This is a genomic window from Bradyrhizobium sp. LB8.2, from assembly GCF_040548035.1.
Lineage (GTDB): Bacteria > Pseudomonadota > Alphaproteobacteria > Rhizobiales > Xanthobacteraceae > Bradyrhizobium.
Genome location: NZ_JBEPQV010000004.1, coordinates 212,341 through 227,440 on the forward strand (window position 1 = coordinate 212,341; position 15,100 = coordinate 227,440).

Genomic DNA, 15,100 nt, shown 5'->3' on the forward strand with positions numbered 1-15,100 from the left:
AAAGCCACTGCGCAGGGAAGGCCGAGTGATTTGGCTACACCTGTATGCTGCTGTGCGGTTTCCTTGCGCTACCTTTCGCGCAGCGGACCGCGGGTGCCAGCCGGCACCCGGCCTTCCCTGCGCCCTCCTGGACAAGAGGGTGGAGCGACGAAGCAAAGCTCGGGCGAATTGCGCCGCGAGGCTGCGAAGGTGTGACTGGGAAGGCAAAGATGAATGCGAAGAAGAACCGCTCCTGTGCTCCGGACGCAGCGCAGCGTCCCTTCGACGGTGCGCTGCAGAGCCGGGGCCCATGTCTCCGAGCAGTCCGTGTCGCCCTGGGTCGCGGCTCTGCGCAGCAGCGCAAGAGCTGCGGCGCGTCCGGGACATGAGAGTGGGCGGCGGCACGTCGTTCTAGCCGCCGAGTATCCTCCGGCAAGCGTCGACAAACACCTGCGCGCCCGTGACGATGTCAGCGTCGGCGGTGTTTTCGGTCCAGTGATGGCTGATGCCGCCGATCGACGGTACGAACAACATGCCCGCGGGCATGACGGTCGCCAGCATCTGCGCGTCGTGGCCGGCGCCGCTGGGCATGCGGACGGACCGTCCGTCGGCCAGCGCCTTGCTCGCGGCCTCGATCGCGTCCTGAATGCCGGGGTTCATCATGGCGGGTGCACCGGTGCGCAGCTTTTCCACGGTGACGGTGCAGGGGCCGTTCGCGCTGAATTCATCCGCCATGCTCCGCAGCAGTTCTTCCAGCCGTGCGATGACGGAAGGATCGTCGTCACGGATCTGGAACAGCATCTCCGCGCCTCCGGGGATGATGCTGGGCGCGCCGGGATCGAGCGTGATGCGGCCGGTGGTCCAGACCGTGCGAAGACCGCACGCGGCAGGAAAACGCTCGTCGATCGCCACGCAGAATTTTGCGAGCGCGAGGCCCGCATCCTTCCGCGCCGCCATGCGGGTGGTGCCGGCGTGGTTCTGCTCACCGACAAAATTGATCTGGTATTGCCAGATGCCGACGATGGAGGTGACGACGCCGACCGCAAGCCGGCCGCTCTCGAGCGTATCGCCCTGTTCGATATGCGCTTCCAGATATCCGACGTGCCGGCCCGGCTCGGCGGTGATGCGCGATCGTCCTGCGAGCCCCACGTCGGCGAGCGCATCGCGCATGGTGCGGCCGCTGGTGCGGTCGCGAGCCGCGTCAATATCGGCCTCGGTCACTTGCCCGACATAGGAGCGCGAACCGAGGAAGTGCCCGAAGTGTCCTTCCTCGTCGCACCAGGCGGCAACTTCGACCACGCCGCTGGCCGAGGGATCGGCATTGAGCACGCGGGCCGCTTCGAGCGCGTAGACGACACCGAGCGGGCCATCGAGCCAGCCGGCGTAGTTCTGGCTTTCCAGGTGCGATCCCGCCAGCAGCTTCGGTCCGCGCTTTGCGCTGCTGCCGAAGACATTGCCGATGCCGTCAATGGCGGCGGTGAGGCCCGCGTCGGGCAGCTTCTGCACCAGCCAGTCCAGCGAAAGCCTGTGCGGCTCGGAGAAGGTCGGCTTGTGCACCCCGGTCTTGTAGGCTCCGATGGCGCGGAGCGCATTGAGGTCGGCGAGAACGCGTTCGCCGTTTGCGCGCGAGAAAGTGTCAGGCATGTTCGGCAACCTTCAGCGCCTCGGTACGGATCTCCTCGACCAGCCGTTCCTTCAGCTGGACGAATTCGGGCGTGGTCTTGATCTTGTAGGAGCGCGGATGCGGCAGGTCCACATTGATCTCGGCCTTGATGCGGCCGGGGCGTGCGCTCATGACGATGACGCGGCTGCCGAGGAAGATCGCTTCCTCGATGTCGTGGGTCACGAACAGCACGGTCTTCTGGTCGCGCTCCCAGATCCCGAGCAGCATTTCCTGCATCAAGGCGCGGGTCTGGTTGTCGAGCGCGCCGAAGGGCTCGTCGAGCAGCAGGATCTTCGGATCGTTGGCGAGCGCACGGGCGATCGCGGTGCGCTGCTGCATGCCGCCGGAGAGCTGTTTCGGCCAATGGTTCTCGAAACCGGACAGCCCGACCTGGCGGATGAAGGTATCGGCGATCTTGTGGCGCTCCGCCTCGGACACGCCACGCTCGCGCAGGCCGAAGGCGATGTTCTCGCGTACGGTCAGCCAGGGAAACAGCGTGTAGGACTGGAACACCATGCCGCGGTCGGCACCCGGGCCGGTCACCTCGCGTCCGTCGAGCACCACGCGTCCGCCGGTCGGGCGATCGAGGCCGGCGACGATGCGAAGCAGCGTGGACTTGCCGCAGCCGGAGGGGCCGAGGATGGTGACGAAGTCGTTGTTGCCGATCACAAGATCGGTCGGCTCCAGCGCCCTGGTCGGTGCGTTGCCGTGGCGCGCGGGAAAGGTTCGCGAGACCCGTTCGATCTTGAGGGTCGTCATGCGAGCCTCCAGGGAAACAGCCACCCGTTGAACGCCTTGAACAGGAAGTCCGAGACGAGGCCGATCAGTCCGATCACGATGATGCCGAAGATGATCTGGCCGGTGTTGAGCAGCGCCTGGCTGTCGGTGATCATGTGGCCGATGCCGGAGGAGGAGCCGATCAGTTCGGCGACGATGACATAGGTCCAGGCCCAGCCCAGCACCAGCCGCAGGATCTCGGCGATCTCCGGTGCGGAGGAGGGCAACAGCACGCGGCGGATGATGCCGCGGTCGCTGGCCCCTAACGTATAGGCCGCCTCGACCAGATCGCGCCGCGTCGTGCCGACGGTCACCGCGATCATCAGGATGATCTGGAACACCGAGCCGATGAAGATGACGAGCAGCTTTTGCAGTTCGCCGATGCCGGCCCACAGGATCAGGAGCGGGATGAACGCGGACGCCGGCAGATAGCGTGCAAAGGAAACGAATGGCTCGAGGAACGCCTCGACCGGCTTGTACGCGCCCATCACCACGCCGAACGGCACCGCGATGATTGCGGCCAGCGCGAAGCCGCCGACGACGCGCCAGATCGTCATGCCGATATCGAACAGGAAGCCCTGTTTGGCGATCAGATCGACGCCTTCCTGCACCATGGTGAGCGGGTTGGCGAGGAACACTTTCGACACGTGGCCGCCGAAGGTCGCCCAGGACCAGAGGGCAACGAACACCACGAAGAACGCAAGGCCGTAAGCCACGCGCTGCTTTGACGTCACGGGATCGAGGGGACGCATCAATGGTCTATCCGAGCGGTGAACAAGTTTACCGGCCCCGCCGAGAGACGGGGCCGGCGGCTTTTGGGAGGTTTACTTGATGTAGCTCGCGTCGAAGAGGTCCTCCACCTTCGGCGCGGCCTTGATGATGCCGATCTCGAGCAGGAGGTCGGCGGCCTCCTTGTTGAAGGTCAGGAAATCGCCGGCGAAGAATTTCTGGTTCGCGGCCTTGTCCTGCCAGCGCAGATACTTTGCCGAGTTGCCGAACGCCTCGCCGCTCTGCTTCACGTCGGCGCCCATGATCTCGTAGGCCTTGGCCTGATCCTTGGCGATCATGTCGAGGGCCTCGAAATAGCTGTCGGCGAGCGCCTTGGCCGCCTTCGGGTTCTCGGTGAGGAATTTCGGCGTGCAGCCGAACGTGTCCATGACGATCGGGTAGTCGAGCGTGGTCGCGATGATCTTGCCCTTGTCGGGCGCGGCACGAACCGTCGACAGATACGGCTCGTAGGTCATCGCGGCGTCGTTCTGGCCGGAGACGAAGGCTTGAGCGGCAGCGGCCGGCTCGAGGTTCACGACGGTGACGTCCTTCACCGACAAGCCGTTCTTCTTGAGCATCCAGGCCAGCGCGAAATAGGGCGAGGTGCCGGGCGCGGAAGCAGCAACCGTCTTGCCCTTCAGGTCCTTGATCGCGGCGAGATCGTTGCGCACGGCCATGCCGTCGGCACCAAAGCTCTTGTCGAGCTGGAAGATCTGCTTGGTCGCGACGCCGTTGGCGTTCCAGGAGATCCAGGTCTCGACGGTGGTCGCCGCGCACTGGACGTCACCGGAGGCGATCGCGAGATGGCGGTCCTTCTGCGGAATCTTCTTGATGGTGACGTCCAGACCGTTCTTCTTGAAGATGCCGGCTTCCTTCGCCAGCGTCAGCGGTGCGAAGCCGGTCCATCCGGAGATGCCGACGCCGACCTTGATGTCGTCGGCGAGCACGGGAGTGGAGGCCGTAAGCGCAATGATTGTCGCGAAAAGTTTCGAACTACGCATGATTGTCGTCCTCTTGCCGATCGATGGATTGACGTCCTGTTGATCACTGTCGGCCCCTGTGGACCGTTGCCCGAAGCGTTGCACGATTTGTGCCGACATCGCTCTCTCAGCCTCCCTTGAATCGGGCGACAAGGCGGTGAGAGTCACCGGGATAGAGCAGCCTCACAGCGGTGATCGTACGCGCGCTGCGCCAGGTATAGCGGTCGATCACGAGGCAGGGCGCGCCGAGGGCGATGTCGAGCGCTTCCGCCGTGCGATCGTCCGCAACGATGGCGCTGATCGTATGCTCGGCCTCTGTCCATGGAACATGGTGGAGCAGCCACGAGCCGGGCGGCTCGCGCGAGAAATCCGCGGTCGCCGCATCCGGCACCGACGCAAGATCGATCAACCTGTCCTCGACCGCAAAGGGCACGTTGTCGGCGCTGTGCCGGCAGGTGATCGCAACCACCTTGCCGGCCTTCTTGACGCCAAGACGCTCGCGGTCGGCAGCGGTCGCAGCGCGCAGCTTGCGGCCGATCAGCTCGTAGCCGTAGCCGCGGCCGAGCGCAGTGATCTCGGCGCGGATGTCGGCGATCTTGAGCACGGCAGATTGGTGTTGCGGCCGGCGGACGAAGGAGCCGGCACGTCGCCGCCGCTCGATCAGGCCGGCTTGCGCGAGCTCCGACAGCGCCTTGTTTACGGTCATGCGCGAGCAGCCGTAACGCGCGACCAGTTCGTGCTCGAACGGAATGCGATGCCCTGGTGGCCACTCGCCGGTCAGGATACGCTTCTCGATATCGGCGCGGATCCGTTTGTAGAGCGACGGCTGCTCCGCTGCATCAGTGGCGAGGCTCATGCCACGAGCCTCCGCACAGACGCGTTGAAGTGGTCGCGTGCGACCTGCCGCAGTCTGTGCCGGCCGCCCTCGACGACCTTGTCGCCACCGGCCCAGACGCAATCGATTGCACCGCTGCCCGCGGCAAAGATCCAGCCGTCGATGGCGGCGTCGCGCGCGCGCCCCGCCAGCGAGGGATGCGTGGTGTCGAGCGTGACGATGTCGGCGCGTGCACCTGGCGTGAGGCCGACTGACGTCTGCGCCAGCGCCCGCGCACCACCGGCGAGCGCATGATCGAACAGGGCGCGTCCCGTCGAGCGGCCTGCGCCAGCGGAGAGCACGTTGCGCTCGCGGTGCTTGAGCCGCTGACCGTATTCGAGCTGGCGCAGCTCGTCGGCGGCGCCGACGAGCACATTGGAATCGGTGCCTACACCGAAGGCGCCGCCGGCATCGAGAAATTCGCGCGCCGGAAAGATGCCATCGCCGAGGCTTGCCTCGGTGATGGGGCAGAGGCCGGCGACCGCGCCGGCCTTGGTGAATGCAGTGACTTCTTCATTCGTCGTGTGGGTGGCGTGGATGAGGCACCAGCGCTGATCGACGGGCGCGTGTTTCAGCAGCCATTGCACCGGACGCTGTCCGGACCAGGCCAGGCAATCCTCGACCTCCTTCACCTGCTCGGCGGCGTGAATGTGCACCGGTCCGCCCTCAGCAAGCGGAATGATCGCTGCAAGCTCGTCCGGCGTCACCGCGCGCAAACTGTGCGGAGCGATGCCGATATTCGCGCCGGGCAATGTTGCGATCGCCTTGCGCGAGGCGCTCGTCAAATCAGCGAACTGATCGACCGTACAGATGAAGCGGCGCTGACCGGCATGCGGCGCGGCGCCGCCGAAGCCACCATGCGCGTAAAAACTCGGTAGCAGCGTCAACGCAATGCCCGAGGCTTCGGCGGCCTGCGCAATGCGTGCGGCCATTTCTCCGGGGTCGGCGTAACGCGAGCCGTCGCGATCGTGATGCAGATAATGGAATTCGCCGACGCGGGTAAAACCCTGCTCCAGCATCTCGACATAAAGCAGCGTCGCGACGGCGGCGACGTCATCCGGCGTCATCGCCAGCGCGAAGCGGTACATCGTCTCGCGCCAGGTCCAGAAGGTGTCGGTACTGTCGCCGCGCATTTCTGCAAGTCCCGCCATGCCGCGCTGGAACGCGTGGCTGTGCAGGCTCGCAAGTCCCGGAAGCGCGATTTCGTGGCGTTCGTCGCCGGAGGCCGGGGCCACGCCCGGCGTCACCTCGGCGATCGCGCCGGCGGTGATCACCACCTGCACGTCATTGGCCCAGCCCGAGGGCAGGAGCGCGGAGGCGAAATGCAGTCGGGTCATGATTACACGCCGGCTGGACAGAACCGCGACACGATTATATGTCTAGACATATAAGTCAAGCATCCCAGGGCGCAGGGACATCCGCGAAGGGACAGTTGCATGGCAGAGCGCTTCGACCGGATCTGGCACAACGTCCGCCTCGCCACGATGCGGGCCGACCGTCCCGATCTCGGCGAGATCGAGCAAAGTGTGATCGCCGCGCGCGACGGCCGTATCGTCTATGCAGGTGCGCAGACCGATTTTTCGGCGGATGCCGATGCAGCCGAACGCATCGACTGCGAGGGGCGATGGATCACGCCCGGCCTCGTCGATTGCCACACCCATCTGGTCTATGGCGGCAATCGCGCCCACGAATTCGAGCTGCGCCTGAAAGGCGCGAGCTACGAGGAGATCGCGCGCGCCGGCGGCGGCATCGTCTCGACGGTGGCCGCGACGCGCAAGGCGAGCGAGGCCGAGCTCGTCGCGGGCGCGCTGCCGCGGCTCGATGCGCTGATTGGCGAGGGCGCAACCACGGTCGAGATCAAGTCCGGCTACGGGTTGGACATCGAGACCGAGATGCGGCAGCTGGCCGCCGCGCGCACCCTCGGCCGTCAGCGGCCGGTTGCGATCCGCACCTCCTTCCTCGGCGCGCATGCGCTGCCGCCAGAGGCGGAGAGCGACAGGGATCGTTACATCGATCTCGTCTGCAAGGAGATGTTGCCGGCAGTCGCAAAGGCTGGCCTGGCTGATGCCGTCGATGCCTTCATGGAGGGTATCGCATTTTCCGGTGAGCAGACGGCGCGTGTGTTCGAGACGGCGAGGCGGCTTGCACTGCCGGTCAAGCTGCATGCCGACCAGCTCTCGAACCTCGGCGGTGCTGCGCTCGCCGCAAAATTCTCGGCGCTGTCGGCCGATCACCTCGAGCACACCGACCAAGCCGGTGCCGCCGCGATGGCAAAAGCCAAAACGGTGGCCGTGCTGCTGCCCGGCGCCTTCTACTTCATTCGCGAGACGCAAAAACCGCCGGTCGAGGCGTTCCGCAAGCACGGCGTCCCCATGGCGCTGGCGACCGACTGCAATCCGGGCAGCTCGCCGCTGACTTCGCTCCTGCTCGCCATGAACATGGGCGCGACGCTATTCCGGATGACGGTGGCCGAGTGCCTGGCCGGTGTCACCCGCGAAGGCGCGCGAGCGCTCGGCGTGCTGGAGGAGACCGGCACGTTAGAGGCCGGAAAATGGTGCGATCTCGCGATCTGGGACATCGAGCGCCCCGCCGAGCTCGTCTATCGCATCGGCTTCAATCCGCTGCATCGTCGAATATGGAGGGGGCAATGACGGAGCAAGGCGCGCCGATCGTTGTCAAGCCGGGAACGGTCAGCCTCGATGATCTCGCGCGCGTGCTTGCAGGGCAATCCGTGGTGCTCGATCCCTCGTTCTGGCCGCGCGTCGACACGGCCGCGGAGATCGTTGCAAGGGCCGCACTATCCGACGTTCCCGTCTATGGCATCAACACCGGCTTCGGGAAGCTGGCGTCGAAGCGGATTCCGCCGGACCAGACCGCGCTGCTTCAGCGTAACCTCATCGTCTCGCATTGCTGCGGCGTCGGCCTGGCGACGCCTGAGCCGATCGTCCGGCTGATGATGGCGCTGAAGATCATCTCGCTCGGGCGTGGCGCCTCCGGCGTGCGCCGCGAGGTGATCGAGCAGTTGCAGTCCATGCTGGCGCGGCGCGTCTATCCGCTGGTGCCGCAGCAGGGTTCGGTCGGCGCTTCCGGCGATCTCGCGCCGCTCGCACACATGACCGCTGTGATGATCGGCGAAGGGCAGGCGATCGTCGACGGCAAGACCGTATCGGGCAGCGACGCGCTCGGCGCAGCCGGCCTGACGCCACTGACGCTCGGTCCCAAGGAAGGGCTCGCACTGATCAACGGTACGCAGTTCTCGACCGCCTATGCCGTCGCTGGCGTGCTGCGCGCATTTCGCCTGGCTCGCGCCGCGCTCGTCACCGGCGCGCTGTCGGTTGATGCGGCGATGGCCTCGACGGCGCCGTTCCGCCCCGAGATCCAGGCGCTGCGCGGCCATTCCGGACAGATCGCGGCTGCGGCAACCTTGATGGCGCTGCTCGACGGCAGCGACATCCGCCTGTCGCATCTCGAAGGCGACGAGCGCGTGCAGGATCCCTATTGCCTGCGCTGCCAGCCACAGGTCGCGGGCGCGGCGCTCGACCTGATCACGCAGGCTGCGCGCACGTTGATCGTCGAGGCCAATGCCGTCACGGACAATCCGCTCGTGCTGGTCGAGACCGGCGAGATCGTCTCCGGCGGTAATTTTCACGCCGAGCCGGTCGCCTTTGCGGCGGACACCATCGCGCTGGCGCTGTCGGAGATCGGCGCGATCAGCGAGCGGCGCATCGCGACGCTGGTCGATCCCGCGCTCAATTTCGGCCTACCGCCGTTCCTGACTCCAGATCCCGGTATCAATTCCGGCTTCATGATCGCCGAGGTGACAGCTGCCGCGCTTTATGCCGAGAACAAGCAGCGCGCGGCCGCCTGCTCGATCGATTCGACGCCGACCAGTGCCAACCAGGAAGACCACGTCTCGATGGCCGCGCATGCTGCACGACGCCTGTCGGACATGGCCGACAATCTTGCCGCGATTCTCGGCATCGAGCTCTTGGTCGCGGCCCAAGGTATCGCGCTGCGCGCGCCGCATGCGACGAGCGCGCCGCTCGTTGCCGCGATCGCCGCACTGCGCGAGCAGGTGCAGGCGCTCGGTGCCGATCGCTACATGGCCGGCGATCTCGCCAAGGCTGCAGCGCTGGTCGAAGCCGACGCGCTGCCGGCGGCGGCGCTCGCCGCGCTTTCAACTGACCCGTTTCCGACACTTGCTTGACGAGGTGTTCCGCATGAACCGCCGACTGGACAATGACCGCACCATCCGCGCGCCCCGCGGCAGCGAAATCAGCGCGAAGAGCTGGTTGACGGAAGCGCCCTTGCGCATGCTCATGAACAATCTCGATCCGGACGTTGCAGAACGTCCGAGCGAGCTCGTCGTCTATGGCGGCATCGGCCGCGCCGCGCGCGACTGGGAGAGCTTTGACCGGATCACGGCGGCGTTGCGCAAGCTCGAAGCCGACGAGACGCTGCTGGTCCAGTCCGGCAAGCCGGTCGGCGTGTTCCGCACCCATGCCGACGCGCCGCGTGTCCTGATCGCGAACTCCAACATCGTGCCGCACTGGGCGACGCTCGATCATTTCAACGAGCTCGATCGCAAGGGCCTGATGATGTACGGCCAGATGACGGCCGGCTCCTGGATCTATATCGGCAGCCAGGGCATCGTGCAGGGCACTTACGAAACTTTCGTTGAGGTCGGACGCCGCCATTATGGCGGCAGCCTCGCCGGCAAATGGATTCTCACCGCCGGTCTCGGTGGCATGGGCGGCGCGCAGCCGCTGGCTGCAACCATGGCAGGGGCTTCGATGCTGGCGGTCGAATGCCAGCCGAGCCGCATCGAGATGCGGCTGCGCACCGGTTATCTCGATCGCCAGGCCGCGACGCTCGACGAGGCGCTTGCGATCATGGCGGAGGCGGCGACGACGAAGAAGGCGGTCTCGGTCGGCCTGCTCGGCAATGCCGCGGAGATTTTTCCCGAGCTGGTCCGCCGCGGCGTCAGGCCCGACATCGTCACCGACCAGACCAGCGCGCACGATCCGATCAACGGCTATTTGCCGAAGGGCTGGACGCTCGCCGAATGGGAGACCAAGCGCGCCGCCGATCCCAAGACCGTGGAGCGCGCCTCGAAAACCTCGATGGTCGAGCACGTCCAGGCCATGCTGGATTTCTATGCGCAAGGCATTCCGACGCTCGACTACGGCAACAACATCCGCCAGATGGCGCAGGACATGGGCCTGAAGAATGCCTTCGATTTTCCGGGCTTCGTTCCCGCCTATATCCGTCCCTTGTTCTGCCGCGGCGTCGGGCCGTTCCGCTGGGCCGCGCTGTCGGGCGATCCTGAAGATATCTTCAAGACCGACGCCAAGGTGAAGGAGCTGATGCCTGACGACAAGCATCTGCACAATTGGCTCGACATGGCCAAGGAGCGGATCAAGTTCCAGGGCCTGCCGGCGCGGATCTGCTGGGTCGGCCTCGGCGATCGCGATCGCCTGGGCCTCGCCTTCAACGAGATGGTGGCGCGCGGCGAATTGAAGGCACCCATCGTGATCGGCCGCGATCATCTCGACAGCGGCTCGGTGGCGAGCCCCAACCGTGAAACCGAGGCGATGAAGGACGGATCGGACGCCGTGTCCGACTGGCCCTTGCTCAACGCGCTGCTCAATTGCGCCAGCGGCGCGACCTGGGTCTCGCTGCACCATGGCGGCGGCGTCGGCATCGGCTATTCCCAGCATGCCGGCATGGTGATCGTCGCGGACGGCACGCCGGAAGCGGCGAAGCGGATCGCGCGCGTGCTCTGGAACGATCCTGCCAGCGGCGTCATGCGCCATGCCGACGCGGGCTACGACACCGCGATCGAATGCGCCCGCGACAAGGGTCTCGATCTGCCGAGCTTGGCGAAGTAGCTGGGACTCAGGCCACGACCTTGGCGCCGGCGTCGCCGAGGCGCCGGCGTTCCTTTGTGAGATGATCGTCGATTACGTCGGCAGGCATGGGCTTAGCCCTGGATGAAGTCGCATCCCAGCCGGCGCAGGGTGTCGAGCTGAGCGCGAGTCTCGACGCCCTCGGCGACGCAGGCGCAACGTATTGTCGCACCGACAACGGTGGAGGCCGACATGCCAGCTTCACCTCTCCCCCAGAGAAGGAGAGGTGAAGATAGCGCAAGACGGTCGCTATTTCTTCTCGAGCGCCGCCGTCTGCTTGGCAAGCTGCTTGTCGAAATCTTCCGACAGGCTGGTTGCGTAGGTTGCGAGTTCGCCGGGTTTGACGAACGGGTTCGGTGCGCCGTCCTTCATCTCCGCGCGCTTGGCCTGCATGCCATAGACCTCGGGATGCGGCCCGAGCAGCACGTCGATCTTCATCGCCTTCACCTTGGCGAAGGTCGCGCGGTAGTCGTCGACAATGCCGGCATGGGTCGGCTGGCCGACCAGCCTGTTGAGAGCCACCGTGCCGCTGCAGAAAAACAGCACCTCGCGATCCTGACTGCCGTCCTTGACGGTCATCTCCCAGCTCGTACAGCCGGGCGAGTGGCCAGGGGTTGAATGCGCAGTCAGCGTGGTGTCGCCGAGCGTGACCTTGTCGCCTTCCTTCACGGCGCGGTCGACCTTGACCGCGGGGAAGGCGAGGTCCTCGTTCTTCTCGTCGCCGGGATAGTAACCGCCTTCGAGCAGCGGCTTGTCGCGTTCGCCGGCGATGAGCTGGGCGCCGGTCTCCTTCTTGATCTCGGCGAAGCCGCCGGTGTGGTCGAAATGCGCGTGTGTGTTGAGAATGATCTTGATGTCAGAGACCTTGAGACCGAGCTGCGCAATATTGTCCTTGATCATGCCGGTCGATTGCGGCAGCGCCGTATCCATCAGGATCAGGCCCTGCGAGGTCTTGATGACGTAGACGGCGATACCATCGGTGCCGACATAGTAGATATTGCCGATGAGCTGGAATGGCTCGAATGGCGTGGTCCATTTCTTGGTGACCGCGGCAATGAAATCCTTGACGGTCTGCGCCTGCGCGCCGGTTGCGAGGAACGCCAGCGCGCAGAGCGCGACCGTGAGCTGCTTCATCGTTTGTCTCCCAGAGTGTTCTTGCAGAGTGTTCTTGCAGAGTGTTCTTGCAGAGTGTTCTTGTCGTTTTGATCGAGCGCGGCCGTCGCGCGGCGCGGCCGGCCGGCAAGCTACGTCGTGCGAGATGCGGCAGCAACGGCCACGTGTCCGGAAAATTTCGTGGCATGCGCGGAATAACGGTGCCTGTCCGGTTTGAGCATGGCGGCAATTGCTGCAACGCGGCCAAGTGGGTTTGACCGCGCGCAGGCAGCTCGCCATACTTTGCGTCAAGACGAGCCAGAAAGACTCGTCGGCACCGGGAGCTGAAATGACCAATTCGTTGTCCGTCCTTGGGGGGACGCTGATTTCCCTCGTCTCCTTCACTTCGATTGCCGTCTCGCAGCCGGCCTGCGTCACCCAGAACATGGCTGTGCCGTCTGGGGCCAACAGCACCGACAAGGCGGCCCCGTTCTTCATTGATACGACAGGTCTCGACTTCAAGACGACGCCTCCGACGCGTGATCCCTCCAATGCCCGCTACCCGCGCGCGACCGAGCTGCCTGACGGAACGCTGCCGCCACCGGGGGCTGAGGGCAATTTCATCATCGGTCCCACCCACAATCCAGCGCCGGAGACGATCGCAAAGGAGGGCGTGCCGCGCGGCACCACAAAATCCTTCACGCTGTCGTCGAAGGAGAGCACGATCTACAATCCCGGCCTGATCCGCGACGACGCCGCCGGCTGCACCAACTCCTCGATCATGACGACCGTCACGGCGCCTGGTGATAAGTCGCACATGATCGTCACCACCAGCCACCCAGGTATCTGGTCGCGTACCATCGACGTCTATGTGCCGGCGCAATATGTGCACGGCACCGAGGCGCCGTTCATCGTGGTCGGCGACGGCGGCTCCAACGCCTACAAGGATCTCGGCACCACGCTCGACAATCTGATCGCGCAGCGCCGCGTGCCGCCGATGATCACGATCCAGATCGGCAATGGCGGGCAGGACGCACAGGGCAGCCAGCGCGGCCGGGAATATGACGCGGTGTCAGGTGCCTACGCGCAGTTCGTCGAGCGTGAAGTGCTGCCGCTGGTCGAAAAGAACGCCGACGTCAGGCTGACTAAAAATCCCGATGGGCGTGCGACCATGGGGCTGAGTTCGAGCGGCGTGGCAGCCTTCACCATGGCGTGGTTCTATCCCGAGCTCTATCACCGCGTGCTGGCCTTCTCGCCGACCATGGTCAACCAGCAATGGCCGTATGATCCGTCGCTGCGCGGCGGCGCCTGGGAATATCACAGCGCATGGACGGGGCCGGCCACACCCAACCTCATCTCGAAGGCCGGCGTGCTCACGCCGGCTGAGCCGCCTGGCGCACCGCTGATTGTCGCCGCACCGACCAAGCCGATCCGCTTCTGGTTCTTCGGCGGTGACCAGGACCTGTTCTATCCGAACCCGACCATTCCCGACGGCATGCACGACTGGACCCTGTCCAACGCGCTGACGGCCAAGGTACTGGCGGAGAAGGGCTATCATTATCAGTTCCTGTTCGTGCGCAACGCCAAGCACGTCGACCGTCCGACGATCGCGCAGACGCTGCCGTCGGCGCTGGAGTGGGTCTGGAAGGGCTATCCGATCCCCTGAACGCGAAGAAGCCTAACGCCCGACCGTCACGCCGGCGGTCGAGCGCATGGCGTCCTTGAGGCTCGTCGCGTTCTTGTCGTCGAGGACCTGACGCGTCAGCACGGTGGTCTGGCCGGGCGTGTTGAGGATCGTCTCTCCGCGCGAGGAAGAGAGCCGGTCGGCCTTGTAGGGTGCGGCCGGATCGGTGGCGGGCGCTGTAGAGGACGCATGCTGCGGCCGTTTACCGGACGCGGCAAAGGCTCCCTGCGAAACGAAGAGGGCCGCGATCACGACCAGTCGCAATGATTTTGCGGGCATCCGATCTCCCATATTCAGGACGTCAGCCTAGCATATGGGCGCGTCGTCGCAGAGAAGTAAGGGTCAGGCGAGAGCTGACTGGCGTTCCCGCATCGGTTCGCGGACCCGGTCGGGTTTCCCGGGCTCGGCGAGCCGCGTAAAACTGCGCTGGCTTGCATGCGCGGGTGCTTCGACAATCACGCCCTCGCAGGCGATCTGTCCGCCGAGCATCCTGAATTCCAGCTTGTCGTAGCGCGGCATCGTCTCGCCGGGCGCGGGCGGCAACAGCCCGACGCTCCCCTGGATGTTCAGCGTGGCATCGCCGGCGCCGTGAAGCCGCGGATTCCACATCCTGATCCCGGTCTCCGCCCAGCGCTGCCGGATCAGCGCGGCGCGGTCGGCGGGTTCTGCGATTTTTGCACGAGTCTTCGGCGCGCTGGTGATCTCCAGAGCGGGAGCCTCGGGGGCCAGCTCCGGCGCGACGTCCGCGACGACGCTCGGTGTGGGGACGGCAGACTCGTCCGCGGCGATCGCTGCAGCCGGAGCCGGATCGCTTGCGGGGACCGGTGCGATCTCCATCGCGGCGTCGACAGACGAGACCGGAGCCTCCTCCGCGTTGACGAAGTCGACGCCCGTCGAGATTTCCGTGAGCGGATCGTTGCTCGTGAGCGGATCGTTGCTGGTGAGGTCAGCCGCATCAACCGGCTCGCTCTCGATCTCGACCGGCGAGAGAGAAGCCTCTTGCCCGACGATTGGCTCGACCTGCGTCGGCGTCTCCCGGGATGAATCGTCGCTGCCGCCGACATCGGTTGCCGCTGCCGACGGGCTATCCGCGATGACAGAGATAGCAGTGTCGTCTTCGGTGGCCGGAGCCGCGACCGCGGCGTCGCAGCGCGACGGTTCCGCGCTGATGCTGGTCTCAAGAGGCGGAGCGGCTTCTGCAATTTCGGCAACAAGGGCGGGCGAAGCGTCTGCGCTATCAGGCGCGACGTCGATGCTGCCGCCGTGAGGCAACGGCCGAAGCTTCGTGAACGCCCATTTCACCGCGGGGATGCGGCGCAGCAACGATATCAGTCTCGAAAGCACTGGGAGTTGTCCAAGAGGTACTCGGCTTGA

Annotated in this window: 13 protein-coding genes and 1 pseudogene; 4 read left to right on the forward strand and 10 right to left on the reverse strand. The window is 65.4% G+C overall.

Annotated elements, in window-relative coordinates:
- Positions 1-390 precede the first annotated feature (390 nt).
- The 6 genes from ABIB06_RS07310 to ABIB06_RS07335 form a co-directional block, all read right to left on the reverse strand.
- Complete coding sequence (locus ABIB06_RS07310) at positions 391-1,623, reverse strand: Zn-dependent hydrolase (RefSeq protein WP_354045313.1); 1,233 nt, start codon at positions 1,621-1,623, stop codon at positions 391-393.
- Complete coding sequence (locus ABIB06_RS07315) at positions 1,616-2,401, reverse strand: ABC transporter ATP-binding protein (protein ID WP_354045311.1); 786 nt, start codon at positions 2,399-2,401, stop codon at positions 1,616-1,618. Before ABIB06_RS07315 ends, ABIB06_RS07310 begins: the two co-directional genes overlap by 8 nt.
- Complete coding sequence (locus tag ABIB06_RS07320; protein WP_354045599.1) at positions 2,398-3,171, reverse strand: ABC transporter permease; 774 nt, start codon at positions 3,169-3,171, stop codon at positions 2,398-2,400. The genes ABIB06_RS07315 and ABIB06_RS07320 overlap by 4 nt, the downstream gene beginning before the upstream one ends.
- Before the next feature lie 72 nt (positions 3,172-3,243).
- Positions 3,244-4,188: an ABC transporter substrate-binding protein gene (locus ABIB06_RS07325; RefSeq protein WP_247349620.1), complete on the reverse strand. Its 945-nt coding sequence runs from the start codon at positions 4,186-4,188 to the stop codon at positions 3,244-3,246.
- Between the two features lie 106 nt (positions 4,189-4,294).
- Positions 4,295-5,023, reverse strand: coding sequence for a histidine utilization transcriptional repressor HutC (hutC, locus tag ABIB06_RS07330; RefSeq protein WP_354045308.1), 729 nt, complete (start codon positions 5,021-5,023; stop codon positions 4,295-4,297).
- On the reverse strand, positions 5,020-6,378 hold the full coding sequence (locus tag ABIB06_RS07335) for a formimidoylglutamate deiminase (RefSeq protein ID WP_354045306.1): 1,359 nt from the start codon (positions 6,376-6,378) through the stop codon (positions 5,020-5,022). Before ABIB06_RS07335 ends, hutC begins: the two co-directional genes overlap by 4 nt.
- A gap of 99 nt (positions 6,379-6,477) precedes the next feature.
- Here ABIB06_RS07335 and hutI point away from each other — a divergent pair, with 99 nt between their 5' ends.
- From hutI to hutU, 3 genes are read left to right on the forward strand one after another with little or no spacing between them, the layout of a single operon-like run.
- Positions 6,478-7,692 carry an imidazolonepropionase gene (hutI, locus tag ABIB06_RS07340; RefSeq protein WP_354045304.1) on the forward strand — a complete coding sequence of 405 codons (1,215 nt, stop codon included), beginning with the start codon at positions 6,478-6,480 and terminating at the stop codon, positions 7,690-7,692.
- Positions 7,689-9,248: a histidine ammonia-lyase gene (gene hutH / locus ABIB06_RS07345; RefSeq protein WP_354045302.1), complete on the forward strand. Its 1,560-nt coding sequence runs from the start codon at positions 7,689-7,691 to the stop codon at positions 9,246-9,248. The genes hutI and hutH overlap by 4 nt, the downstream gene beginning before the upstream one ends.
- A gap of 13 nt (positions 9,249-9,261) precedes the next feature.
- Positions 9,262-10,932, forward strand: coding sequence for a urocanate hydratase (gene hutU, locus ABIB06_RS07350; RefSeq protein ID WP_354045300.1), 1,671 nt, complete (start codon positions 9,262-9,264; stop codon positions 10,930-10,932).
- 7 nt (positions 10,933-10,939) lie between these two features.
- On the opposite strand, the pseudogene ABIB06_RS07355 reads toward hutU, so the two are convergent.
- Both ABIB06_RS07355 and blaBJP read right to left on the reverse strand, forming a co-directional pair.
- Positions 10,940-11,105: pseudogene (locus tag ABIB06_RS07355) on the reverse strand (hypothetical protein); the annotation flags it as partial.
- A 94-nt stretch (positions 11,106-11,199) separates the two neighbouring features.
- Positions 11,200-12,084, reverse strand: a complete 885-nt coding sequence (gene blaBJP / locus ABIB06_RS07360; RefSeq protein ID WP_354045298.1) for a BJP family subclass B3 metallo-beta-lactamase — start codon at positions 12,082-12,084, stop codon at positions 11,200-11,202.
- A gap of 307 nt (positions 12,085-12,391) precedes the next feature.
- Here blaBJP and ABIB06_RS07365 point away from each other — a divergent pair, with 307 nt between their 5' ends.
- Positions 12,392-13,708, forward strand: coding sequence for an alpha/beta hydrolase (locus ABIB06_RS07365; protein WP_354045296.1), 1,317 nt, complete (start codon positions 12,392-12,394; stop codon positions 13,706-13,708).
- Between the two features lie 12 nt (positions 13,709-13,720).
- Here the strand turns inward: ABIB06_RS07365 and ABIB06_RS07370 are convergent, their stop codons facing one another.
- Positions 13,721-14,005 carry a TonB-dependent receptor plug domain-containing protein gene (locus ABIB06_RS07370; RefSeq protein ID WP_354045295.1) on the reverse strand — a complete coding sequence of 95 codons (285 nt, stop codon included), beginning with the start codon at positions 14,003-14,005 and terminating at the stop codon, positions 13,721-13,723.
- Between the two features lie 63 nt (positions 14,006-14,068).
- Positions 14,069-15,070 (reverse strand): hypothetical protein, encoded by a 1,002-nt coding sequence (locus ABIB06_RS07375; RefSeq protein ID WP_502916525.1) that lies wholly within the window; start codon positions 15,068-15,070, stop codon positions 14,069-14,071.
- Between the last annotated feature and the right edge of the window lie 30 nt (positions 15,071-15,100).